20 protein-coding genes are annotated in these 24,338 nt (G+C 53.8%); 16 read left to right on the forward strand and 4 right to left on the reverse strand.

All coding sequences use genetic code 11. The features are described 5' to 3' along the window. Positions 1-163: 163 nt before the first annotated feature. The 4 genes from M2298_RS17935 to M2298_RS17950 form a co-directional block, all read right to left on the reverse strand. Entirely contained in the window at positions 164-1,960 is a 1,797-nt protein-coding gene (locus M2298_RS17935; protein ID WP_281868951.1) for an FTR1 family iron permease, read from the reverse strand. 18 nt (positions 1,961-1,978) lie between these two features. Next, entirely contained in the window at positions 1,979-3,253 is a 1,275-nt protein-coding gene (efeB, locus tag M2298_RS17940; RefSeq protein WP_173598971.1) for an iron uptake transporter deferrochelatase/peroxidase subunit, read from the reverse strand. Between the two features lie 3 nt (positions 3,254-3,256). Next, positions 3,257-4,144 carry an iron uptake system protein EfeO gene (gene efeO, locus M2298_RS17945; protein WP_122962368.1) on the reverse strand — a complete coding sequence of 296 codons (888 nt, stop codon included), beginning with the start codon at positions 4,142-4,144 and terminating at the stop codon, positions 3,257-3,259. Between the two features lie 211 nt (positions 4,145-4,355). Then, the gene (locus M2298_RS17950) at positions 4,356-5,072 is read right to left on the reverse strand and encodes a FadR/GntR family transcriptional regulator (RefSeq protein ID WP_173598972.1); all 717 of its coding nucleotides are present in this window, start codon (positions 5,070-5,072) and stop codon (positions 4,356-4,358) included. 164 nt (positions 5,073-5,236) lie between these two features. On the opposite strand from M2298_RS17950, the gene M2298_RS17955 reads away from it, so the two are divergent. The 16 genes from M2298_RS17955 (at position 5,237) to M2298_RS18030 (ending at position 24,291) form a co-directional block, all read left to right on the forward strand. Continuing rightward, a complete protein-coding gene (locus M2298_RS17955; RefSeq protein ID WP_280648819.1) occupies positions 5,237-5,809 on the forward strand; it encodes a TetR/AcrR family transcriptional regulator in 573 nt (190 codons plus the stop codon). A 209-nt stretch (positions 5,810-6,018) separates the two neighbouring features. Further along, positions 6,019-7,248, forward strand: a complete 1,230-nt coding sequence (locus M2298_RS17960) for an efflux RND transporter periplasmic adaptor subunit (protein ID WP_280648830.1) — start codon at positions 6,019-6,021, stop codon at positions 7,246-7,248. Continuing rightward, entirely contained in the window at positions 7,245-10,337 is a 3,093-nt protein-coding gene (locus M2298_RS17965; protein WP_280648820.1) for an efflux RND transporter permease subunit, read from the forward strand. The genes M2298_RS17960 and M2298_RS17965 overlap by 4 nt, the downstream gene beginning before the upstream one ends. A gap of 235 nt (positions 10,338-10,572) precedes the next feature. Continuing rightward, complete coding sequence (locus M2298_RS17970) at positions 10,573-11,361, forward strand: HAD-IIA family hydrolase (protein ID WP_173598976.1); 789 nt, start codon at positions 10,573-10,575, stop codon at positions 11,359-11,361. 95 nt (positions 11,362-11,456) lie between these two features. Then, positions 11,457-12,614, forward strand: coding sequence for an ABC transporter ATP-binding protein (locus M2298_RS17975; protein ID WP_122962373.1), 1,158 nt, complete (start codon positions 11,457-11,459; stop codon positions 12,612-12,614). Further along, positions 12,602-13,942, forward strand: coding sequence for an ABC transporter substrate-binding protein (locus M2298_RS17980; protein ID WP_173598977.1), 1,341 nt, complete (start codon positions 12,602-12,604; stop codon positions 13,940-13,942). Before M2298_RS17975 ends, M2298_RS17980 begins: the two co-directional genes overlap by 13 nt. A gap of 27 nt (positions 13,943-13,969) precedes the next feature. Further along, positions 13,970-14,857, forward strand: a complete 888-nt coding sequence (locus M2298_RS17985; protein ID WP_122962375.1) for a carbohydrate ABC transporter permease — start codon at positions 13,970-13,972, stop codon at positions 14,855-14,857. Positions 14,858-14,869: 12 nt separating this feature from the next. After that, positions 14,870-15,673, forward strand: a complete 804-nt coding sequence (locus M2298_RS17990; protein WP_173598978.1) for a carbohydrate ABC transporter permease — start codon at positions 14,870-14,872, stop codon at positions 15,671-15,673. 18 nt (positions 15,674-15,691) lie between these two features. After that, positions 15,692-16,504: a sugar phosphate isomerase/epimerase family protein gene (locus M2298_RS17995; RefSeq protein WP_173598979.1), complete on the forward strand. Its 813-nt coding sequence runs from the start codon at positions 15,692-15,694 to the stop codon at positions 16,502-16,504. Between the two features lie 18 nt (positions 16,505-16,522). Further along, positions 16,523-17,089 carry a glycerol-3-phosphate responsive antiterminator gene (locus M2298_RS18000; RefSeq protein ID WP_122962378.1) on the forward strand — a complete coding sequence of 189 codons (567 nt, stop codon included), beginning with the start codon at positions 16,523-16,525 and terminating at the stop codon, positions 17,087-17,089. Positions 17,090-17,282: 193 nt separating this feature from the next. Further along, positions 17,283-18,179, forward strand: a complete 897-nt coding sequence (locus M2298_RS18005; protein WP_229049773.1) for a LysR family transcriptional regulator — start codon at positions 17,283-17,285, stop codon at positions 18,177-18,179. A 303-nt stretch (positions 18,180-18,482) separates the two neighbouring features. Further along, a complete protein-coding gene (locus tag M2298_RS18010) occupies positions 18,483-19,007 on the forward strand; it encodes a hypothetical protein (protein WP_122962380.1) in 525 nt (174 codons plus the stop codon). Positions 19,008-19,046: 39 nt separating this feature from the next. Next, on the forward strand, positions 19,047-20,702 hold the full coding sequence (locus tag M2298_RS18015; protein WP_122962381.1) for an ABC transporter substrate-binding protein: 1,656 nt from the start codon (positions 19,047-19,049) through the stop codon (positions 20,700-20,702). 16 nt (positions 20,703-20,718) lie between these two features. Next, positions 20,719-21,729, forward strand: a complete 1,011-nt coding sequence (locus M2298_RS18020) for an ABC transporter permease (RefSeq protein WP_173598980.1) — start codon at positions 20,719-20,721, stop codon at positions 21,727-21,729. Beyond that, positions 21,726-23,444, forward strand: a complete 1,719-nt coding sequence (locus M2298_RS18025) for a dipeptide/oligopeptide/nickel ABC transporter permease/ATP-binding protein (protein ID WP_280648821.1) — start codon at positions 21,726-21,728, stop codon at positions 23,442-23,444. The genes M2298_RS18020 and M2298_RS18025 overlap by 4 nt, the downstream gene beginning before the upstream one ends. A gap of 19 nt (positions 23,445-23,463) precedes the next feature. Then, positions 23,464-24,291, forward strand: coding sequence for an ABC transporter ATP-binding protein (locus M2298_RS18030; protein ID WP_217022051.1), 828 nt, complete (start codon positions 23,464-23,466; stop codon positions 24,289-24,291). The last annotated feature ends 47 nt before the right edge of the window (positions 24,292-24,338 follow it).

Genomic DNA, 24,338 nt, shown 5'->3' on the forward strand with positions numbered 1-24,338 from the left:
CTGTCGTAAAATGGGCGGGTTGTCTATACCTTTTTACAGCATTTGTGAGATTTTGGCAGAGGGAAATGAGAGAATGCATCATTTGAAGGTTGTATGTCCCTATGAAAAACGCAGCTTCCGGCACGGGTGTCATGCCAGTGAGCTGCGTTTTATGCTTGTATGCTTAATTTGTCCGCGGAACGCCTTTCGCTGGCTTTTTCCACGAATACAGCGACAGGTTCACCAAAATGATGGCGAGAATGACAAGCTGCGGAATCGTCGTTTCCCAGTTCGCGTAGATGCCCAGATCAGGCAAATGGAGCAACAGCTCCGAGCTGTGCGCCGGCAGGCTGCCCGTGACTTGCAGGGCGTGTACGCTGACCCCGATGAACTTGAAGGCCATGTAATAGAGCAGCAGGCTGGCAACCAAAAAGAACGGACGGACGGGAATCCGCGAGCTGAGCCTGATGAAAGCGAAGCTGATGATGGCGAGCAAAAGCAGCGCGCCACCGATCCCGAGCAAAAGGTTTGTCATGGAAATCGATGCTGCCATCCCCATGTAAAAAATGATCGTTTCCGCGCCTTCGCGAACAACTGCGAGGAAGGCCGTGAAGGCAAGCGACCACAAAGCGCCTTTTGCCAGAGAGGAACCGATTGATTTCTGCACAAACTCGTTCCAGGCTTGCAGGTTGGACTTTTTATGCAGCCAGGCGCCGATTGTCACCATGAACACGACAGCAATAAGTCCTGTAATGCCTTCGATCGTTTCCCGCGAGCTTCCTGTAGTGAGATTGGAAAAGACGATGCTGAGCACAATCGCGAGCAGCGCGGAGGCAACGATACCAAGCGCCGCCCCTGACCAGACCCATTTGCGCTTGTCCGCATTCCCTGACTTTTGCAGGAACGCAAGCAGCGACATGATGATCAGGATCGCTTCCAAGCCTTCGCGGAACAAAATCAGTCCTGCGTCCCACGCTGTATAGGAGGCGGCGGTAGCAAACGGCTCAAGCTCGACTTTCATTTCGCCCAGCAGAGCCGCTGCTTTTTCCCATTGCGGCGGGTTGGACAAGATCAAGGTCGGCACGGAAACCATCTTTGCTTCGATGCTGCTGTAGGTGGCTGGCGACTTGGTCATGACCACGCCTTCTACCAAAGGCCACGAGGCAATAAACGTGTCCATTTTTCCTGCGGCGTCGTCGGCCTTTTGGCTGGCGATGTCCGTTTCTACCGAACTGATCAGCTGCAAAAGCGAGGAGATCGTTGGCTGTTCCCCGGATGCGACGGCACTGGAGCCAGGCGCCACTGATTTTCCTGCTACGTAGTCTTCGACGGCTTGCTTCAACGTTTGCAGTTTTTCCGTACTTTTTTGTGCATTCGGCGGCTCGGTATTCAAGGCGATGCGGGCGCCGCTAATTTTTACTTCCATATCACCATAGACGGAGGCGTTTTCTGAGCGAACCAGACTCTCCGCCTTGTACCAGCCTGTTACGAAGCTGTTGTACGATTGCTTGGCCTGGGGCCAGTTGTTTTCCGAGATAGCAGTCAGACTTTTCTCCAGAAAAGGCAGCAAGTTGGCGATTTGCTTGTGCGCTTTTTCCTTCGGCTGACCAGCTGATTCCTTGCTGGTCACGTAGCGGTCGGCTGCTTTTGCCAGATTGGAGATGGCAGCCGTGGCTGCTTCGGGATTCGACTGTATTTCGCCGAGTGCCTGCTGGGCTTGCTCAACCGCTGCCGACAAAGCCTGAGCCTCTGCTGACGTATCGTCGGTGTTCGCGTCCCAGACGGCTTTCAGGCTGGTTACGGCTTTGGTAACCTCGTCCCAGTTCTTGTCTCCGCTGCTGATCAGCGCATCGCTGGAGAGCGCGATCAGCTGTTTGAGCTGATCAGGTGCGAGCGGAGCGGCGATGACAGTCGACAGCCCGGAGATGAGCAGCAGGAGGCAGAGGAAAACGGAAAAAAGATAGCGTTTCAAAGTATTCACTCCATCCATGCTAGTTGGTTAGAACAGTGTGTCTCCGATGTAGCCGCCTTCGCTTACACCCGGAAGACATGCATAAAGCCCACTGCCGACATGGGTGATGTATTCGTTCAGCAAGTCGACTGACGCGAGTTTTTGTTGCATCGGGATGAATTGCTTGCGCGGGTCGCGGTTGAAGCAGATGAACAGCAGTCCGGCGTCAAGCTGCCCGGTGCGGACATCGAGTCCGCTGGAATACGAATAGCCGCGGCGCAGAATTTTGACTTTGCCTTCCATATGCGCCAAGGCTACGTGAGAATCAGCCGGAATGACCAGGTTGCCCTTGGCGTCTTTGCGATTCAGCTCCAGATCGTCGAACTCGTTTGCTTTTCCGAGCGGTGCGCCAGAATCGCGATGTCGGCCAAACGTGTTTTCCTGATCGTCCAGGGCTGAGCGGTCCCATACTTCGATTCGCATGCGGATTCTGCGCATGACCATGTAGCTGCCGCCAGCCATCCAGGCCGGATTGTCCGACGGTTGCGCCCAGACGATTTCATCGGCAGCGGCCGGGTCGTCGACTTTCGGGTTGTTGCTTCCGTCTTTAAAGCCCATCAGATTGCGAGGGGTAGAGCCGCTTGGATCGGCTGCTCCCGTGCGCTGGAAGCCTTCCTGAACCCAGTGCAGCACAGCTTTTCCGCGCGCGATTCGAGCCAGGTTGCGCAGCCCGTGGAAAGCAACTTGCGGGTCGTTGGCGCAAACCTGGACCACGATGTCTCCATCTGACCATTCCTTGCGAATTTCGTCACTGTTGAAGCGGGGCAGATCGACCAGGGCGGCGGGCCGCTTGGCAGACAGACCGAATCGTTCGTCGAAAAAGGAAGCGCCCAGTCCAAAAGTAATCGTCAGCCGCATCGGGTTGAGCCCGACGCTCTCTCCTGTATCGACAGGCGGGAGGTGCGGGCTGCCGCTCTCCTCATCTACCGTCTTGCCAGCCGCCAAACGGGCTGCGGCGGCCGTCCAGCTTTGGAACAGCTTGCGGACGTCGTCCAATGATGTCGTCGTTAAATCAAAAGCACCCATGCAGATAAAATCCTGCATAGGTGTAATGATCCCGGCCTGATGCTTCCCGTAAAAAGGGATAATGCCGTCGGAAAGAACAGGGGTCGCAGCTGCTTTCTCGCTGGAAGGAGTTGACGGCATGAACGATTTCATGCCAGTCGCGCCCAGAATCAGCCCGAGTCCTCCTACGCCAGCGAGCTTCAGCGCTTCACGACGAGTAAATTTTGTCTGGTCGTTTTCGGGATGCTTGTTGTTCATCAGTTAGCCTCCAATGATGGTGCCCATTTTGGACAGTGGCTCAGCCAATGCATCCAGAGCTTGGCTCAGTTTTTTCACTTCGTCTGGCTTCAATTCTGTGTACAGCACATATCCGCCATCTTTGCGGTAAGGAGCGAGGGCCGCGTCCAGCTCAGCAAAACGGGTTTCGATCTCTTTGGACAGAGCCGCGTCTTTGGCATCAACAGCAGGTTTCAGCACTTTGAAAATCTCGTTTGCGCCTTCTACGTTTGCTGCGAAATCGTACAGGTCAGTGTGGGAGTAACGCTCTTCCTCGCCTGTCACCTTGCTGGTAGATACTTCATTCAGCAGTTCTACAGCGCCTGTTACGAGCATTTTTACATCGATCTCCACGCTTTCGACTTTGACGCGGAGTTGTTTGACGTCTTGCAGCAGCTGGTCTGCTACAGCGCCCGAATCAGCAACCGATTTGGTTTCCCACAGAGCTTTTTCCAGTTTGTGATAACCGCGCCACTCGTTATCTGGAACATCGCCTTCGCGAGCATCGATCCAAGGGTCGAAATCACCCAAAGATTCAGCGATTGGCTCGATGCGCTCGAAGTAGGCGCGAGCTGGAGCGTATTCTTTTTTCGCTTTCTCCATATCGCCAGCTTTAACAGCTGCGGTAAAGCTTTCGGTTGCTTTTACCAGTTGGTCTGTCTGTTCGATGACCCATTTGCGGTAGTCGTCGATCGGAGCTTTCAGATCAACAGCGGTAGTAGCTGCTGGCGTTTCAGTAGCAGCAGGTGCAGCAGGTTGAGTTGCCTCAGGTTTTTTCTCTTCTTTTGGCGTCTCAGCGCTTCCGCAAGCAGATAGCATGAGAGACGAGCCGAGTACAACTGCGGACAACGGATAACCCCATTTTTTCATCATGTGAAAACATCCCCTTATTTATCATATAAGTGTGTACTTATTCGTTGATAATAAAAATCATTATCATCCCAGAAAGTAATGTAAACCTTTCATTGTATCTTTGCAATATTTTTTTACAGCTTGGTCAGTGGTTTATTTCGCCTGGCGAAAAAAGAGAGCAGAAAAAAGACGAACAGCCGCCGAATCGCTCGACAGCTGCTTTTTCGTTCTCTCAATTAGCCAAATATTTCAGAAGAATTTGTTCTACGTGGAGCAGGTGTTCAGTCATTCTGGCTTGGGACGCTTCCGGGTCTTGTCGCTTCACGGCCTCGTAGATCGCTTTGTGTTCGAGAAAAAACTGTTCGGAGACAGAGCGGTTGGAGTAAATCTCGACTCTTCTCGTCTCGCGAATGCCAATCTCCATCTGCTTGGAGATCGATTCAAACAGATGCACGAGTATGGAGTTGTGCGTCGCTTTGGCGAGCGCCAGGTGAAAGAGCAGATCGGTGCGCTCGCCTATGTCCTCGTTTCCGATATGCTGCTCCATCTCGCTCAAAATTTCTTCCAGGGCGTGCAGGTCATGTTCGTCCCGTTTGCTTGCAGCGATGGCAGCGTTGGCGACCTCCAGCGATTTTCGCGCTTCGATCAATTCAAGAATGGTCTGGCGATTGTTGCGCAAGCCTTGCAGATCAGGCAGCAAGCTTTGGACAGGAGAGCAGGTGCTTTTCACTGTGCAGTGGCCGCCCTGGCGAATCTCGATCAGCCCCATTGCCTTGAGGGCACTAAGCGCTTCGCGGGTGGTAGAACGCCCGACACCGAATTGCTCCGACAGCTCCTTGGTGGAGGGGAGCTTGCTCCCGGCTTGCAGTTTGCCGCTGAGAATGAGCGTTTTCAATTGCTCCGTAATGTGTTCATAATGGTTTTTTTTCGCGAGCCTGGAGAGATCCATTTCAACACTCCTGTACAATCCGTTTTTTTCCAAATTCATTGTAACACAAGAGAAAATGCGAGAAGAGAGGAGGGTTGAGGTTATGAAGAAGCTTGTGTAAACTGTTCATCAACAAGGGTGACTTCAAACGGTTCATCGCAGGAAGAACGAGGGGAGCGTAACGGATGGCGAGACAAAAACTGCACATCGATGAACTATATGAGGTATCGGGCAAAATTTTGGTGGAAAAAGGGTACGCGGGCTTTCACTTCAAGCTTGTGTCCGACCAGTTGAATGTGAGCCGCAGCACGATCTACGAGTATTTTTCCAACAAGGATGAATTGATTGCTTCTTTAATGGTGCATCTCATGGATACGATTATGGACGAGTACAAAGACATGGATGAGATCGCGCGGCCGCTTGCGAAGCTGCGGAACATGTACGATTCGTTCATGAAATACGCAGACATTCACCAGATTTTGTTGTTTGCTCCTTTCGTGAACGGGGCTGCATCGCCGAATGTGGAAAAGGCGATGACGACGCTTAGGCAACAGCACTATATATTGAACAAACTTTTGACAGACGTCATTGAAGCTTGCAAGGAAGAAGGCACGATTCGCCGCGAAATTCCTAGCGAGCTGATCGCGGGCTTGCTGTTTCAATCGATACAAATTCCCCAAAGTCGCAAGGTCGCGGAGGAGGAGTGGCACAACCTGATTTTTCAGGTGATGCTGGATGGATACGGCGTCAAAATGTAGGGTAGCGCATGGGCATTCGCGGCCTTTATTTTTTGTCCTTTTTTCGACACTTCTGTCAGACGTAGTGCAATGACGTGAACAACTGCAATAAGATTAGAGCGTCTACGAAAAGAATGATTCTGAACATTCGGCATACATCTGGAGGTTTCTATGATGAGCTTTACACAAGTAAAGTTCATGGGCGAAGGAAGGGATCGATTTTGAATCAGATGAAGCAACGCGTGATCGTGCTTTCCAGTGCTCTTTTGCTTGCTGCATGCAGTCCAGCTGCTTCTGATAAGGCAACAGTGGAGCAGACCACTGTCAAACGAGTGGCAGTTACCCAAGTGAAGGAAGAGGCTTTTGGGCAGGTGGCGAAGTGGTCCGGCATTTTAACGCCAGTGGAAGAGACGCAGGTGTCGTTTGAAATAAATGGCCGCATCGTCACGCTGCTGGCAGAAGCAGGCGACTATGTGGAGACGGGGAGTGTCCTTGCCAGTCTGGATGGACGCGATTTATCGTTACAGGCTGCAAGCGCGGCGGCATCGGTTCAGCAGGCCAAGGCGCAATTGGCGCAAGTGACGAACGGCGCTCGCGCAGAGGAAGTGCTGCAAGCGCAAAACAATCTGGACAAAGCCAAGGCGCTCATGGATAAGGCAAAAGCGGATTTGCAGCGGTCGGAAGTGTTGTTCCGCCAGGGCGCTTTGTCGACAAACGATTGGGAAAACGTTCAGAACAAGGCGGCATTGGCCGAAAAAGATTGGGAAAATGCCAAAGAGACGTATGCCCTGGTTGCAGAGGGGCCGCGCCAGGAGCAGAAACAACAAACCGCTGGCGTGTATCGGCAGGCGGTAGTCGGCCAGCAGCGGGCCGCTTTGACGCAGACAAAAGCAGATTTGACCGCGCCCATCTCCGGTGTCGTGCTGGAAAAGCTGGCTTCGGTCGGCCAACTGACATCTACCGGCACACCCGTATACCGGATCGGCAATGTAGATGCGCTGCTGATCCAGCTCGCCGTTCCGGATCGTGACATCGGCTTCTGGAAAAAGGGAGACGAGGTTACCGTTACTTTGTACGATCAGAAACGAAGCGGAATCGTGCAGCGCGTGTCGCCCGCAGCCAGTCAAGGGAGCGGGACTGTCCCTGTCGAGGTGCGGGTAGAGAATCCCGACCGCGCTTGGCTTGCAGGGCAAGTCGCTACGGTCGTTCACGAGCATCAAGGACCAAAGGGCATTTTTGTCCCTGTACAAGCGGTGCAAAGCAGGGGAGAAACGCAGCCGTACGTTTTTGTTGTCCGGGATAACAAAGCGGCAAAAGTTCCCGTGACACTCGGCACGATCGTTGACAACCAGCTGCAAATCACATCCGGTCTCACCATTGGCGAGCAGGTGGTTACCAAAGGGGCGGAGCAATTGTTCGCGGGCGATACGCTGGAAGTCTCGACGGGTGAGCGGCCATGATCGACTTTTTGATCCGCAAGCAAAAAATTACGCTGCTGTTTTTCATCATGGTAGTTCTGGTCGGGGTGTTGAGCTTTTTTCAACTGCCGCATCAGGAAATTCCGGAGATTGCCGTTAATCGCGCATCTGTCACGACCGCGCTGCCAGGCGCTTCGGCAGAGCGAATCGAGCAGACGGTGACGAAGGAAATCGAAGCCAAAATCAAGGAAATGCAGGGGCTAAAGGCTATCACCTCGCAATCGCAGCCCGGCCTTTCCATCATTACGGTCGAGGTGAACAACGGAGTAGACCAAAAAGAAACGTGGGAGGAGCTGCGCAAAAAGGTCAAGGACGCAGAAGCCTTTTTGCCGGCAGAGGCGAGACAGCCTGTCGTGAACGACGACATGGGGAGAATGTTCGCCCAGACGTTCATGATTACGGTGGACACGGCTTCCCGGCTCGATGAGTTGCGAGAGCCGCTGACCATGTGGGAAAAGCAACTGAGCAAAATTCCGGGCATCTCCAGCGTGACGATCGAGGGGCTGCTGGAGCAGGAAATCCAGATTAGACTCGACCCGCAAAAGCTTGCATTCATGCATTTGACCTGGGCACAAGTGCAAGCTGCGATCAAAGCGGCAAACGAGACGGCTCCGCTCGGCAGCTATCAAATCGATCAGCGGACGTACGAGCTGAGAATGACGGAATGGAAAGACATCAAGCAGCTGGAGCAGGTAGTGGTCGGCTACGGAAAAACCGGGAGCGCGATCTATCTCGGACAGGTGGCCGATGTGCAATTTACAGCCAAAGCCCCTGCCTATCTCGCCTATCACAACAACAAGCCAGCCGTCTCGATCAGTTTGATGACCGAGTCAAAAGCAAACATCACCCGATTGCAACAGCAAATCGATGCAAAGGTAGACATGCTTCGCAGCACCTTGCCTGCCGGGGCGCAAGCAGAGTCTCTCTACACGCAAAATGAGCGGATTGACGAGATTTTCTCAGACTTGTGGCGCGAGCTGTTGATTGCGGTTGTCGCCGTTCTCCTTGTTTGTACGCTCGGCTTGAATTTTACGACTTCATTAATGGTCGCCCTGGCGATCCCGATTTCGCTTGCGACCGGAATGATTTTTTTGCCGTTTTTTGAAGTGACCTTGAACCAGATTACGATTGTCGGCTTGATTATCGTTTTGGGGATTCTCGTCGATGATGCGGTGGTCGTGAACGACAATATCGAGCGAAGACTCGTCAAGCATGGCGAGCAGCCGCAGCGGGCGGCAGTGATGGGGGCGAAGGAAGTAGCGGTCTCCATTTTGACGGCTACCTTGGCAACGGTTGCTTCGTTCGGTCCGTTGCTGTTTCTCAGCGGCGGCTCGGGTGCTTTTGTCCGCCCGATTCCGGTCGTGATCATTGTCTCGATGCTGGCTTCCATGGTCATGTCACTGACGATCGTTCCGATTTTTCGCAGATGGAGTGAAGAGCGCAGACGCAAGAAGCTGGACATGAGAAAACCTGCGGGGCTGTTGGGCAAACAATTGCTTCATCTGTCCAACTGGTACGCCAGAACGGTCTTGCCGCGCTTGTTGAAAAGGCCGCTGGCGACAGGCGTTGCTGCCGTTTTGATCAGTACAATGGCTTATCTTTTGATCCCGTTGACGCCGATTCAGCTGTTTCCGGTGTCTGATCGCGACGTCTTTCTGGTCAATGTCAAGTTGCCAAACGGAAGCAGCCTGGCAGAAACCGATCGGGTCGTCAAGCAGGTGTCGCAGGACTTTTCCGCTACGGATGGGGTTTGGATGGTCAGTTCCTTTGCCGGAGGAAGCGCACCGAAGATTTTTGGCAGCACTACGGGGGCGGGCAGCGGCGCAAATGTCGGGCAGTTGATTGTGCGCCTGGACAAACAGGCAACGTCTTTGCAAAAGCTGCAAAACGAGACGCTGGCTGAGATTCGCCAAAAGTTTCCGGAAGCTGTGATCGTCCCGCGCGATTTGCAAACAGGCCCGCCTGTGGGCAAGCCGGTGGTCATCCGGGTGTACGGCGAGAACATTACGACACTGCGTCAGTTGTCTTTGCAAATACAGGAGCAAGTCGCCAAGGTGAATGGCATAACCGAGGTGCAGGACGATTTGGGAGTGGACAGCTACGCCATCGCTTTTGAAACCAATCAAGCGATGATGGAGCAAAATCGCGTCACGGCGGCAGAACTGTCGCGGACGCTGCGGCTGGTGAGTGAAGGCATCAAAGTAAGCGAGTTTGACGACGGCAAGCAACTGACGGACATTACTTTATATGTGAAGCAGGATGGGGAAGCGGGCGTCAATGCTTTCCAGCGGTTGTTTGTCGCCAATGCAAAAGGCGAGCAAGTCCCGCTCGCTTCACTGGTGAGCGTTCAACCGTCTTTTAGCGTGCAAAACATCCCGCATCGCAACCTCGACCGGACGGTGACGATTACAGGCGAGGTAAAGGGGCGGACGGCTACAGAGGTGATGAAGGAAATCAAGCCTGAACTCGCCCAAATGGCTTTGCCTGACGGCTATTTTTTGGAGTATGACGGAGAGACATCAGCGCAAGTCGAAGTCTTCCTCGATATGGGCAAGCTGTCGGTGATCGTCATCTTTTTGATTGTCATTTTGATCGCCATGCAGTTCTACTCGCTGCGGATTCCCGTTCTTGTCATGAGCACCGTCTACCTGGCGATTTCCGGCAGTCTCATCGGTTTGTTTGTCACGCGGACTCCGCTGGGCTTCATGTCCATGATGGGGATTGTGTCTTTGTCCGGCATTGTCGTTCGCAACGGGATTGTGCTGGTCGAGTTCATCGAGCAGGCTCGCAACAGGGGGCTGGCCTTGCAAAAGGCGGTGATTGAAGCGGGAGAGGCGAGATTCAGACCGATTTTGCTGACGTCGATGACAGCGATAGCAGGTCTGCTTCCGCTGGCGATTTCCGGCGATGTGCTGTTCAAGCCGTTGGCTGTGACGATCATTTCCGGCCTGTTCTTTTCCACGGTACTCACGCTTGTGGTCGTCCCGGCGTTTTATACTGCGATGGAACTGAGGAGAAAGCAGAAGCAAGAAGCACGCAATCGCAAAAGAATGGAAAAGCTGGACATGTGACTGGCCGCTGATGTTCACACAATCGCAAACGAAGCTCAACAATTCCTTAACACTCGCTTGTTATACTCGTTACAGTATCAATAGAATAACGTCTGTAGTTGGGCCGAGACGTGGAGAAAGCCCTCATACAGCAACAGCTTAGGCAATACAGGCCGATTGGATCGGTTTGTTCATGCATGCTGTTGCCCGTATGAGGGCTTTTTGTGTTTCCCAAGGAAAGGAGCGGCAAGAGGCTTTGCTAGATACAGCTTTTTATGACGCGTATTTTTTTGATTTGGACGGGACGATCTTCATTGGAGATCAACTGTTGCCTGGCGTGGAAGAAATCCTCGCCACTTTGCGGCAAAAAGGGAAGAAGATCATGTTTTTGACCAACACGACGGTGCAGACGCGAGAGGGCTGTCGGCAGCGGCTGGAAAAGCTGGGGCTTGCCGTAGAACGCCATGAGATCATGACGGCAGCTTACGTGGCGGGCCTGTATTTCAAGCAGCTGGCAGACCATGAACAAGCGTGCGTGCTGGTGGTCGGCGAGCCTGCGCTTGAGCAGGAGCTGGCCGAGTTTCACATTCCGCAGACAGCCGATGCGATGAGCGCCACACATGTGCTGGTGGGAATGGACCGGGCTTTTACGTACGAAAAGTTGCAGCGGGCAGCCGATGCGGTGCGAAACGGGGCCAAGCTGATCGTGGCAAATCCCGATTCGGTATGTCCGGTGCCTGGCGGAGCGATCCCCGATACAGGGGCGCTGGCGCGAGCGATTGAAACGGCAGGCGGTGCGAGCACGTGGGCGATGACGGGGAAACCGTCCCGCTTTTACGCTGACCAAGTCTTTTTGCAGCTGGATGTCCTGCCTGAGCGCTGTTTGATGGTCGGCGATCGTCTGGAGACGGACATTTTGCTCGGGATCAACAGCGGGATGAAGACAGCGCTGGTGCTGACCGGAGTGACGACAAGCGCGGAACTCGGTCACGCCAAAATTCAGCCTGATTTGGTCTTGCCGACGATGGACGGCGGGCAAATGTAGATCAAAGCTTTACAGTTTCCAAATATTTGCTTATCACGCGGTTGGTATCATCGGATGATGAAGGGCAAACGCCATAGGTTTTAGGAGGGATGGTCGTGGCGGAAGTGGAATTGCGACGCATTTCCAAAATGTACGAGCGGCAACAGGTTGTCAACGAAGTGAGCGCGATCATTGCGCCCGGGGAGTTTTTCGTACTGGTCGGGCCTTCGGGATGCGGCAAGTCGACGACGTTGAGAATGATTGCCGGGCTGGAAGAGATCAGCGCCGGAGAGCTGTTGATCGGAGGCAAACGGGTAAACGAGGTTCCGCCGAGTGGCCGGAATATTTCCATGGTGTTTCAAAATTACGCCTTGTATCCGCATTTGACGGTCAAAGATAACATTTTGTTCGGCTTGCAGGTGCGAAAAGTGAGCAAACAGGATCAGGTCAAGCGGTTGGAGCACGCAGCCGAGATGCTGGGCATTGCAGCGCTTTTGAACCGAAAGCCAAAAGAGCTGTCGGGCGGACAACGGCAAAGGGTCGCGCTCGGGCGGGCGATCGTCAGCCAGCATCCGATCTGTCTGATGGACGAGCCGCTGTCCAATCTCGATGCCAAGCTGCGCGGGCACATGCGGACAGAGATTCGCCAGTTGCAGCAGGAGCTGGGAATTACGATGATATACGTCACCCACGATCAGGTAGAAGCGATGACGATGGGCGATCGAATGATGGTGCTGCGCGATGGCGAGGTGCAGCAAGTGGGCAGACCGCTTGACGTCTACAACCACCCTGCAAACTTGTTTGTCGCTGAATTTACGGGCGCGCCGCCGATGAATACGACGCAGGCGGTGTGGCGAAGCAATGGCGCGCAATCAGGCGTGGAGCTGAGCGATGATCCGAGCAGACGTTTTTTGCCGCTTGCGCTTGGTTTTGGCCCACAGGCAGGCATCAAGGACGGCACTCCTGTTGTCCTCGGCTTGCGTCCCGAAGCTTTGCAGCCGCTGGAACCGGGCGCGGTCGCGGATGAGAGCCGCTCGTTGCTCGTCAGTGTGCAAGGCGTGGAAATTCTCGGTTCCGAGACAATCGTGGAATTTAAGCTGGGAGACAAGCTGTGGAAGGCAAAATGGAACGGGCAGTGGCCATGCCGCCGGGGAGATCTTGTTCGCGTAGGCTTTGCCCTGGAGCATGTCAGTCTGTTTGATTCGCAATCCGGAAAAAATTTGGCCATCACGGCCGGAAGAGAAAAAGGAGAGATACTGCGATGCGTACAGTAGTCAAAAGTCTGTTTTCAGTCGCGATGAGTCTGGCTCTACTTACAGGATGCTCCAGCGGGACTTCCACCACAGGCAGCAGCCAACCAGGGCAACCAGCACAGCCGGGCACATCTGAAACGAAGCCTGCGGGCAATACAGAGCTGTCTTTCTTCTATCCGGTAGCTGTCGGCGGCCCCCTGACCAAAATCGTCGACGGGATGGCGGAAGAGTTCAACAAGGAAAATCCGGGCATTACAGTCAAGCCCGTCTATACAGGCAGCTATCAGGACACGACCACGAAAATCCAGGCTGCCGTGCAAGGAAAAACGCCGCCTGACGTAGCGGTCATGCTTTCCACCGAGCTGCACACGATGATGGACATGAATGCGATTTTGCCGCTGGACGAGTTTATTGCCAAAGACGGCGGCAACGAATACGTCAAAGATTTCTTCCCGGGCTTCCTGGCCAACTCCCAGGTAGACGGCAAAACGTACAGCATCCCGTTCCAGCGCAGCACGATCGTGCTTTACTACAATAAGGCAGCGTTCAAGGAAGTCGGCCTCGACCCGGAAAAACCGCCTACGACGTGGGATGAGATGGCTGAGTATGCCGCCAAGCTGACAAAAGACGGGCGTTGGGGCATTGAAATTCCTTCCTCGGGCTTTACGTACTGGATGTACCAGGCTTTGGCCCTGCAAAACGGCAAAAACTTGATGACAGAAGACGGCAAAAAAGTATTTTTCGATACGCCTGAAAATGTTGAGGCGCTGCAATATTGGGTCGACCTGGCGAAAAAGCATAAGGCGATGCCAGAAGGCGTAATTGAATGGGCGACGGTGCCATCCGATTTCCTCGAAGGCAAGACGGCGATGATGTTCCACACGACCGGAAACCTGACCAACGTGAAAAACAATGCGAAGTTTGACTTTGGCGTAGCGTTTTTGCCTGCGAAAAAGAACTACGGCAGCCCGACTGGCGGCGGCAACTTCTACATGTTCAAAGGCACGGATGAGAAGAAGCAGGAAGCGGCGTGGAAATTCATCCGGTTCATGACCGAGCCTAAGCGCGCGGCACAGTGGAGCATCGATACGGGCTATGTCGCGACGCGCAAGTCTGCTTACGAAGAAGAGATCATGAAGCAGTACGTCAAAGATTTTCCAGCGGCAGCAGTAGCGCGCGATCAGTTGGAGTACGGCCATGCCGAGTTTTCCACGCACAACAACGGCAAAGTGACAAAAGCGCTGAACGACAACCTGCAAGCTGTTCTTACCGGAAAGGCAGACGCTGCCGCAGCGCTGAAAAAAGCACAGGAAGAGGCAGACAAAGTGCTGGCGTCTTTCAACAAATAATCGAACGAGGCAAATGGAGGAGCGACGATGGGGGAACTACGAGCAAAATGGAAAGTGAACGTGTACGCCTGGCTGCTGCTCCTTCCCTCCCTCATCTTCCTGCTGCTGTTTACTTTCTATCCTGTTTGGCAAACGGTTATTCTCAGTTTTCATCAAGCGGATCTGGGTTCCCCAGAGCCGTTTTTTAACGGGATAGACAATTACAAACAAATGCTGGAAGATGACGTGTTTTGGAAGGTGCTGACCAACAACCTCTGGTTCGCGTTAGGAACCGTTCCGACAAGCGTGGCGTTGGCGCTCGGGATGGCGCTGTTTGCCAACAAAGCGTTGCGGGGCAAAGGCTTTATCCGTACCGCCTACTTTTACCCGACGGTTGTCCCGATGATTGCCGTCGCCAACATCTGGCTGTTCATTTACACGCCGGAGTACGGAGCGCTTAGCCATGTGATGGACTGGTTTGGAAAAGGAGATATGAACTGGCTCGGGGATCAATCGAACGTGATGTGGGCGATGATTTTCATGGTCATCTGGAAGGAAGCGGGCTACTTCATGATCTTTTACCTGGCTGGCCTGCAAAATATTTCGCAGGAGCTGTACGAATCTGCTGCCATGGAGGGCGCGTCGGCCTGGACGGTTTTTCGGCGGGTGACGTTCCCGCTGCTCATGCCGACGACCATGTTTGTCAGCATTATCGCTTTTACCAATTCGTTCAAGCTCGTGGATCACTTGGTCATCATGACGAAGGGCGGCCCGGACAACGCCAGCAATCTCTTGCTGTACTACATTTACGAAACGGCCTTTTCTTTCTGGGATCAAGGAATGGCATCCGCTTTGACGATTGTGATGGTCGTGCTGCTTCTGGCAGTGGCTGCTGTGCAGTTTTTTGGTCTGGATAAAAAAATTCACTACAACTAAGGGGGATGGCAGATGGTCCGGAAATTGACAAGCGCTGGCATGTACGGATTGGCTGTAGTCTGGCTGTTCCCTCTGCTTTGGGTGGTCTGGACATCCGTTCGGCCCAGGGAACTGGCGACATCATGGACGTTCAGCGCAGACTTTACGCTGGCAAACTTCGCGAAGGTGTGGGACGCAGCTCCTTTCGCCCAGTATTACTTCAATACTTTCTTGATTGTCACAGGAGTATTGGTTGCACAGATCGTTACGGCTACGCTGGCCGCGTACGCTTTTGCCAAGCTGCGTTTCTGGGGCAGGGACGTGCTGTTTGTCCTGTTTCTCGTGCAGCTCATGGTGCCTGCCGACATTTTGATTTTCCCGAACTACAACGTGCTTCGCGACCTGTCCTTGCTCGACACGAAGATCGGGATCATGCTGCCGTACTTTGCTTCCGCCTTTGGCGTGTTTCTTTTGCGGCAAACGTTCAAGACGATCCCCCACGAGCTGGAGGAAGCTGCGCGCATGGAGGGCTGCTCCTGGCTGCAAATTTTATGGCGGGTGTACGTTCCTTTGGCGAAGCCGACATACATCGCGTTCGGTCTGGTGTCAGTCAGCTACCATTGGAACAATTTCATGTGGCCGCTGATTATTACGAACTCGGTGGAGAATCGTCCGCTCACGGTAGGGCTGGCTATTTTTGCCCAGTCGTTTGAGACAGGAGCGCAGTGGGCAGAGGTCAGCGCGGCTACGGTGATGGTCATTTTTCCGTTGGTGCTTGCGTTCTTGCTGTTTCAACGGCAATTTATCAACAGCTTCATCCATTCCGGGGTGAAGTAGGCAAAAGGGGAACGAGAGATGAGGGACAAAAGCGGTTTTGCCGTATCCAGCTATGCCTTGTTCGAGCTGCCGTTGTCAGAAGCGATCGACAGGCTGATTGCCGATGGCTGGACAGCAATCGAAATCATGTGCGAGGACGGTCACGCCGAGCTGTTGGGCTGGTCGAAAGAGCGACTGACGCAGCTGCAACAAAAAGGCGTCGAGTATGGCATTAGCTGGTCTATTCACGCGCCGATTTCCGGCTGCAACCTGGCGGCGGAAGCGGGTGCAGTCCGGGAGCAAACGCTTGATACGATGAAGCGGTGTCTGGAGATCGCGAGCTTTTTGCACAGTACGCATGTGGTGATGCACGCGGGAGAAATCGCGGATCGGCTCGATCACACAGAACGGGCGAGAGGCGGGGAAAATGTCACCCGGGCGGTACAGTTGCTGCTGCCCGAGGTGAGTCATGGAAGCACCGTGCTGACTTTGGAAAATGTGCCGCCTTATTCAAAGCTGTTCGGCTGGGATGTTGGCGATTTGCTTGAGGTGTGCAAGGCAGTGGACTCCAGGCAGCATGGTCTTACTTATGATGTGGGACACGCCCATCTGATTCGCCACGGGTATGCGCTCGAAGCGTTGGAGCAGGCACTGCCGTACTTGTCTGCGCTGCATATTAGCGACAACCGGGGCGAGGCAGACGAGCACTTGGCGGTGGGCGAAGGAACGATTCCTTTTGCGGAGATATGGCCTTTGCTTGTCCGAAACGGGTTTGCCGGGAGCTGGGTAATCGAGACGCGGCAGTTGCCAAGTGCCGGAGTGAGCGTAGAGCGAATTGGATCGCAACGATGAGAACAGGAGGCGCTGACTATGGATCTGGGTACGATGTTGAAAACGAATCGGATTATCGCTGCGACTGAACAAGACCGTTTGGGAGAGGCGCTCGATTCCGCAGCTTGCGCCATTTTGCTCATGTACGGAAAGCTGACTCGCTTGATGGAGGAAGCAGAAGCCATCAGCCAGTCGGAAAAACCGATTTTTTTGCATACTGATCTGATGAACGGCTTGTCCAACGACAAAGAGTCATTTCGGTTCCTGTCTTCTTACATCAAGCCGACCGGAATTGTCACCACAAAAGGGCCGATGATTCGCGCAGCCAAAAAAGAAGGGATGCTGACGATCCAGCGCGTCTTCCTGATCGACACGACTTCGCTGACGACTACGATCAAAAACGTGCAGGAAAACCAGCCGGATGCGATCGAAATCATGCCGGGCATCGCGCCGTCGATCATCTCGTACATAAAAGATCATTTGTCGCAGCCGATTATTCTCGGCGGGCTGATCTGGAATTTGCAGCAGGTGGAAGAAGCGTTGGCGAGCGGTGCGGACGCGGTTTCGTTGAGCAGGCCGGAGATGTGGAATCATCTGACAGGCTGACGTTAGAAGAAAGCGGCTGTTGTTTCGTCTTATGCGGACGGGACGGCAGCCGCTTTTGCATGGTCATGCACGATATGCACATTTGAGCATGGACACTTTTCAGCAGATCAAGTAAACTTTTAATTGATAACAATTATCATTTTCAACAAATGACCAGTTATGGTTACTGTGCGTCATTCGCGGGGTGCTGCCTATGAATACACTGGAAAAAATGGAAACTTTCATCGTGCTTGCCGAATGCGGTTCTTTTACCGAGTCGGCGAAGCGGCTGTTTTGCTCTCAACCAACGATCAGTCACCATATTCAGCAGTTGGAAGAGCTGTTCGAATCGCCGCTTGTTCAACGCTCGGGGAAACAGGTGCAGTTGACGCAACAGGGGGAAATTTTGCTCAGCTATGCCAAGCGGATTTCCCATCTGGTCGAAGAGGCTGCGGTGGAGTTGAAGCGGGTGAGCGAGCAGGAGCGGGTATTGTCTGTCTACGTCAGCAATTATATTGCGGGCTACTTTTTCTCCGATGTTCTCAATGAACTGCATACGATTTTGCCGCAGAAGCCGCTGGAGATCAATACGTATTGCTACAGCGATCTCATTCGCTGCTTTCAGGAGGGCAGGACGCACTACGCCTTGATGCCAATCTACCCCGAAGATGACTATATACGCAAAAATTTCGAGACTTCTGTTTTGTTCGAGGAAGAGCTGTTGCTTGTGCTGCCTGTGGATCACCCTCTGGCCAAAAGAAGGCTGCTGTACGCACGCGACTTGCACAATGAATCGATCTTGCTGCCCAAAAGCGAGTATTTGCAACAATATGTCATCAATCATTTGAATAGTCGCCAGGTGAAGACGCGCTTTTTGCAGATGAGCAACTTCGAGACGATCAAACAGGCGATCAAGTCGCGCCATGGCATCGCTTTTCTCCCTTCCGGAGCGGTCAGGGAAGAGCTGAACAGAGGCGAGCTGGCGACTGTGCCTGTGTCGTCCATGCAAATCAGACGGCAAAACGGGTTTGTCTTCCGCAAAAACGCCGAGCTGAGCCAGGCGGATCGCGCCTTTTGCAAAAATGTGGAGCACTATTTGCGGACTGTTTGACTGTTTCCTTGTTGAATAGATACGTCCATAAAGCAAGCGGGCCAGTTCCCTGCACGGGTCAGTGTGGGGGCGGGCCTTTTTTCATGCCGGTTGTTTGCAGGTAAAGGGCTGGAAACATTTATGCTATCAAGAAAATGAATAGGTAGATTCAAAAATATTATGTGAGAATGGGCGCTGTTGAGGAGAGCGGGTTTTCGAAAAAGCGGGCGTTCAAGTGGGATTGATATTCATTATCAATCGGATTAAGATGTACCTAGTTTTCAGATACACACACATACAAGTCAACGATGGAGGGGTTTTTTCATGTCTGTGATCCGTGTTCGAGATCGCAACCAAGTATTGGAACTTAGCTTTCACGATGTGACCAAATACCATGGAAGTCTCGCCTTGATGGCCGTAGCGGTTGGGTTTCGGACGCTTCAGGCGGCTTTTGCCGAGCTGTTTGGCGAAGAGGCGCCAGAGAGAAAAGAATTGTCGATTCTTTCCGGTCACGCCGGGCCAGGATTTCGCGACGTCTTTGAATACGTGACTCGTGCAGTGACGCGGGGAGCCTATCAAGTCGATGTGGACTACCCTGTCGCTCAATTCGATCCTCATCGGCCGCAGTCGTATGCATATGTCATTACGGCCGCAGATGGACGGGCGGTTGAGGTCGCGCTGCTGGACAGCTTTTTGCCCGCTGAATTTTACGATTACTTGAAAAAAGGTCGGGAGCAAACCATGACCGAGCAGGATGTGCACGACTTCGAGAAGCTGAAGCTTGCGCTGTCGGAGCGAGCGTTGGCATTGCCGCAGCATGAGCTTTTGACGATCAAGCGAATCGCCTAAGAAAGCAACTGATAAATTGGAAAGCAGGAGGTTGTACACGTGTATACACGCAAGTCTTTCGGACTTTTTCTCAGTTATTTGTTAGTCCTGTCTGTCTTCGTGCTGGGCTGCCAGTCGAATCAAAATGCGGCACCTGGTCAAGCTGACGCACCCAAAAACGGCGAAGCTGCGGGTGCGGCTAATCAAACAGTGCCCGAGCTGAAAATCGGCTTGCCGTCGGACGCAGGCCCGCTGAACATCTACACCGGAAACATCGATTATTTGACAGAGCTTGTCTTCGATAAATTGTTCTCGCCTTCCCCCTATGTAGAAAAGCCGCAGCCTTGGCTGGCGGAATCCGCGCAGCAGCTCGATGACGTGACATGGGTGGTCAAAATCCGCTCCGGCATCAAGTGGCACGATGGCAAGCCGTTTACAGCTGAAGACGTCAAATTCACCTACGAATACTATCGCGACGGCCCAGCTAACCGCCACACCCACCACGTAAGCGAAGTGCCGCACATCTCCAAAATCGAGCTGGACGACCCTTCGACCGTACGCTTCACATGCGCTTATGCGTGCCCGACTTTGGAACGAATCACCTTTGCCGACCTGCCGATTTTGCCGAAACACATCTGGGAAAATGTGCAAAATCCGCGCAAATATACCGACCTGCCAATCGGAACCGGCCCTTACAAGCTGGTCGAATACAAGGCAGATCAATACTACAAGTTCGAAGCAAACAAAGACTATTTCATGGGCAGCCCGATTGTCGACAACCTGGTGATGCCTGTGATCAAAGACCCGACAGCGATCTTCAATGCGCTGCGTGCGGGTGAAATCGATATTTCTGCACGTCCGGTTCCCGCTGAGCTGGAGGCTTCTTTCCAAAATCAGGCCAACATGAAAGTCGTTCAGACCGCTCCGTTGTCGCTGATCGAGTTGAAGCTGAATTACGAAAAAGCGCCATTCAATCAGGAAGCGTTTCGCAATGCGATGTCGCTCGCCGTGGATCGCCAAGCGATTACAGATACCGTGCTGCTCGGAAAAGGACGACCTGGCTTGAAAGGCTATCCTCACCCGGATTCGCCGTGGACCAATCCAAACCTGAGCACGCCGTACGATGTGGAAAAAGCAAAAGCAGTGATGGATGAATTGAAGCTCACCGACCAAAACAATGACGGTGTCCGCGAGACAGCAGATGGAAAAGCACTCGCGTTTTCGCTGAAAGTACCGTCTACAGAGCCGGCGTGGATTCGCGCTGCCGAAATGCTGAAGGAGCAGTACGCCAAAGTCGGCATCAAAATCAACGTAGAAGTGCTCGATTCCGGAACGATGGCGACCGTTTCCCAGACGCGTGATTTTGACCTCGTCATCGGTACGATCGGCGCTCACGGCGTTGCCGACCCGGATCAATTTGTGATGTCCCACCGTTCGTCTTACTTGTGGAACAAAAAAATCCCGTATCCGGCCATGGACGAGCTGACCAAGCAATGGATGGCGGAAACGAGCGTAGACAAGCGCAAAGAGATCGCGTTCAAAATGCAGGAGCTGTTCAACAAGCAGCCGACCAGCATCGTCTTGTACTACCCGGAAGAGAAATTCGCGTACAATGCGCAAAAATTTGACCAATGGGTAGAGTCGCCAGGGTTTGGCGTCATCAACAAATTTTCCTTGCTGCCAGATGGCGTGAAAAAGGCAGTAGCGAAAGAGTAAGACGGGGGGAGCTGTCATGGGTGGGAGCTGGTTCTCCTCTGCATTCGGCAAAAAATGCATTCAATATGTGCTGGTGCTGGCCGTCGCGCTGACGATCAATTTTGCTCTGCCGCGGCTGGCGCCTGGCGACCCGCTGGAATTTTTCTTTGGCGAGTCGACCATCAACGAGCTGACTCCGCAGCAACGCCAGCAAGTCGAGCATGAACTTGGCTTGGATCGCTCGCTTTGGCAGCAATACGCTGATTTCATGACAGGTGTGTTCCGGTTCGATCTCGGCAGCTCCATCAAGTACGGAAAGCCAGTAACAGAAGTATTGGCAGACAGACTGCCGTGGACGTTTCTGCTGGTAGCTCCCTCTCTCATCGTGAGCGCAGTCATAGGCATCGCCATCGGTGCCTATGCTGCGTGGAACCGGGGGAAGCGCCGCGACCTGCTTTTTCTGACGGGGATGCTCACGATCGAATCGATTCCCGGCTTTTGGATCGGCATGCTGCTCATTGCGGTTTTCTCGGTCAGCCTGGGCTGGTTCCCTTCCTTTGGAGCCGTGCCAATCGCTTTTACCGGGGGCGGCATGGAGTATGTGCTCGCCGTTCTCAAACATATGACGCTTCCCGTCATCACGATTACGCTTGCGACTATCGGGGGTAATTTTTTGCTCACCCGTTCGTCGATGCTCGATACGCTGGGGCAAGATTACGTGCTGATGGCGGAGGCTAAAGGGGCGGTCAAGCGCAGCCTGATTTTCAATCATGCGCTGCGCAACGCTCTGTTGCCCGTGTACACGCACATCACGATGAGCCTGGGGATTTTGGTGAGTGGCGCTGTCGTCGTCGAGACGGTCTTTTCCTATCCGGGGGTTGGCAGGCTGCTCTACGAGAGCGTGATTGCGCGGGATTACCCGATGATGCAAGGCGTCTTTTTAATCATCACGCTAGGGGTCATCGCGGCGAATTTGCTGGCGGATTTGACATATCCGCTGTTTGACCCGCGTGCCCGTCAAAGAAAACAGGTGGAGGAGTCTCCATGAGTCGTATTGGTTCCAAAATGATTGGTTGGCTCGGCGCGTTTTTGCTGGCGATCGTTCTGCTGCTTGCCTTCGTGGGACCTTACCTGGTGCCGTACGACGCCAGCGAGCAGTCTGGTGCCCCGTTCCAACCGCCTGGAAAAGAGCATTGGCTTGGAACGAATGACATGGGGCAGGACATTTTGGCCGAGCTGGTAGTGGGCGCGCGCACCTCGCTTACGGTAGGGATTGTCGCAGCTTTGCTCGCTACCTTGATCGGCACGGTTGTCGGCCTGGTTTCGGGATATTCAGGGGGCTTTTTGGACGCCTTCTTCATGCGAATAGTAGACATTTGCCTGACGTTGCCGTTTTTGCCGCTCATGATCGTGATCGGAGTGTACATCGGGCCGAGTCTGTTGACGCAGGTGCTCGTCATCACGCTCGTCATGTGGGCAGGAAAAGCGCGGAAAATTCGCGCCCAGACGCTGTCGTTTCGCACGCGAGGAGCGGTCTTGGCTGCGCGATCGATGGGCGCGGGTCACTTCTATATTTTGCGGAAGCACATTTTTCCCAGCATCCTGCCGCTGGTCATCCCGCAGTTCGTGCAGGCTGTCAATGTCTCGATCTTGATGGAATCTTCGCTCAGCTTTTTGGGGATGGGAGATCCGCTGTCCAAAAGCTGGGGAAGCATTTTGTTTTACGCCAACTCGCGCAGCGCCTTTTTGACTGAGGCGTGGATGTGGTGGGTGATTCCGCCTGGCTTGTGCATCGTGATGACCGTGCTCGCCTTTTCCTTGATCGGCTATTACCTGGAGGAGCGGGTAAATCCGCGCCTTCGCGCTTATCAGGCACCTGCTGCGAAGAGAGATCGGCGACTGGCGCAAGAGAAGCTGTCCGCTGTGAAGCCTGCGGCGGCAGACGCTTTGCTGGACGTGCAAAATTTGACCGTACAGTATCCGAAAGACGGCGGTACGGTTCGCGCAGTGGATGCTGTCAGCTTTGCTTTGCGCAAAGGGGAAGTGTTGGGGCTGGTTGGTAAATCGGGCAGCGGCAAAAGCACGATTGCGTCGGCTGTCATGCAGTTGTTGAAGCCGCCAGCGCTCGTTTCGCAGGGAGCGATCTATTTTGCAGGCCGCGACTTGACGCAGCTCTCGTCCGAAGAGGTGAGACGGCTGCGGGGAAATCGGATTGCCTGGATTCCGCAGGCGGCGATGAACGCGCTCAATCCTGTGATGAACGTGCGAGAGCAGTTGGCAGAAGCGCTTCGTTCCCATCAGTCCATGTCCAAAGACGAGATCGCGGAACGAATTGCCGAAGTGCTTGCACAAGTCGGACTTGCTTCCCGGTGGGCCGCTGCTTTTCCGCATGAGCTGAGCGGAGGCATGCGCCAGCGTGTCGTGATCGCCATGGCGCTTGTGAACAAGCCCGATTTGATCATAGCTGACGAGCCGACGACTGGTTTGGACGTCATGGTTCAGGTGGAGATTATCAAGCTGTTGAAAAACTTGCAGCGCACGCTCGGGCTGTCGATGGTGTTTATTTCGCACGATCTCCCTGTCGTACTCAGCCTGGCTGACCGCACCCTCATCATGAATCAGGGCAAAATCGTCGATCAGGGGAACACGCTCGCTTTGGCGAAGACGTCGACACATCCGTATACGCGCCGCTTGATCGATTCGATTCCAAGGCTGACGCCAGCCCTTGAGCAGCGTTCCTTGCAGGGACAGGGACAACGATAATTTCACGGAGGCAAGAAGGATGGGAGTGCACAAACAAGAGCGGGATACGAGGCAGCAAAAGGTGTTGTTGCAAGTATCCGGGCTGTACAAAACTTACGGGAGCAAGGGCGCATCGAGGCAGGCTGCTCCGGTTATTGACGGCGCCAGCTTTTCCATCCGGCAAACGGAAACGGTCGGCCTGGTCGGTGCGAGCGGAGCGGGAAAAAGCACGATTGGGAGAATCATCGCCGGGATCGAGCAGGCGGACAAGGGGAAGCTGATCTACCAGGGCCAAGACTTGCTGGCGATGAAAGCCAAAGAGCGCAGAGCAGCCACGAGGTCGATTCAGATGGTTTTCCAGGACCCGTACGAGTCGCTTTCTTCGCGGATGACGATTGAACAGCTGGTCGCAGAGCCGCTGGTGATCGCCAGGCTGCACAAGAACGATCCGGCCAAAAGGACGGAGCTGGTCCGGGAAGCTTTGCGGGAAGTTGCGCTGTCACCGGAGCGTTACATGCACCGTTACGCTCATGAACTGTCAGGCGGGGAGCGCCAGCGGGTGGGTTTGGCTCGCGCGTTCATCACCCGGCCGCAGCTCATCGTGGCTGACGAGCCGACTTCCATGCTGGACACTTCCTTGCGTCTCGATTTGCTGGGGCTTATGCGAGAACTGAGCCAGCGGCATGAAATCGCTTATTTGTTCATTACGCATGATCTGGCGTTGACGCGAGGTTTTTGTGATCGGCTGCTCGTGCTCAATCAGGGGCAGATCGTGGAGACGGGCACGCCAGAAGAAGTGACGGAAAACCCGCAGCATCCTTTTACGTTGCGGCTGATCGAGGCGTTGCGGGAGCTTGACCAGTTTTGAGCGGGGATTACTCGATTGCTTGATGGAAAAAAGGAACGAGGAGGCAT

Origin of the sequence: Brevibacillus sp. 1238, from assembly GCF_029892995.1 — a bacterium.
Classification (GTDB): domain Bacteria; phylum Bacillota; class Bacilli; order Brevibacillales; family Brevibacillaceae; genus Brevibacillus; species Brevibacillus parabrevis.

Excerpts from the sequence above, each read along its gene's own strand:
- efeB (WP_173598971.1), bottom strand. The coding sequence starts at position 3,253 with ATGAACAACAAGCATCCCGAAAACGACCAGACAAAATTTACTCGTCGT.
- efeO (WP_122962368.1), bottom strand. The coding sequence starts at position 4,144 with ATGATGAAAAAATGGGGTTATCCGTTGTCCGCAGTTGTACTCGGCTCG.
- M2298_RS17950 (WP_173598972.1), bottom strand. The coding sequence starts at position 5,072 with ATGGATCTCTCCAGGCTCGCGAAAAAAAACCATTATGAACACATTACG.
- M2298_RS17955 (WP_280648819.1), top strand. The coding sequence starts at position 5,237 with ATGGCGAGACAAAAACTGCACATCGATGAACTATATGAGGTATCGGGC.
- M2298_RS17960 (WP_280648830.1), top strand. The coding sequence starts at position 6,019 with ATGAAGCAACGCGTGATCGTGCTTTCCAGTGCTCTTTTGCTTGCTGCA.
- M2298_RS17965 (WP_280648820.1), top strand. The coding sequence starts at position 7,245 with ATGATCGACTTTTTGATCCGCAAGCAAAAAATTACGCTGCTGTTTTTC.
- M2298_RS17980 (WP_173598977.1), top strand. The coding sequence starts at position 12,602 with ATGCGTACAGTAGTCAAAAGTCTGTTTTCAGTCGCGATGAGTCTGGCT.
- M2298_RS17985 (WP_122962375.1), top strand. The coding sequence starts at position 13,970 with ATGGGGGAACTACGAGCAAAATGGAAAGTGAACGTGTACGCCTGGCTG.
- M2298_RS17990 (WP_173598978.1), top strand. The coding sequence starts at position 14,870 with ATGGTCCGGAAATTGACAAGCGCTGGCATGTACGGATTGGCTGTAGTC.
- M2298_RS17995 (WP_173598979.1), top strand. The coding sequence starts at position 15,692 with ATGAGGGACAAAAGCGGTTTTGCCGTATCCAGCTATGCCTTGTTCGAG.
- M2298_RS18000 (WP_122962378.1), top strand. The coding sequence starts at position 16,523 with ATGGATCTGGGTACGATGTTGAAAACGAATCGGATTATCGCTGCGACT.
- M2298_RS18005 (WP_229049773.1), top strand. The coding sequence starts at position 17,283 with ATGAATACACTGGAAAAAATGGAAACTTTCATCGTGCTTGCCGAATGC.
- M2298_RS18010 (WP_122962380.1), top strand. The coding sequence starts at position 18,483 with ATGTCTGTGATCCGTGTTCGAGATCGCAACCAAGTATTGGAACTTAGC.
- M2298_RS18020 (WP_173598980.1), top strand. The coding sequence starts at position 20,719 with ATGGGTGGGAGCTGGTTCTCCTCTGCATTCGGCAAAAAATGCATTCAA.
- M2298_RS18025 (WP_280648821.1), top strand. The coding sequence starts at position 21,726 with ATGAGTCGTATTGGTTCCAAAATGATTGGTTGGCTCGGCGCGTTTTTG.
- M2298_RS18030 (WP_217022051.1), top strand. The coding sequence starts at position 23,464 with ATGGGAGTGCACAAACAAGAGCGGGATACGAGGCAGCAAAAGGTGTTG.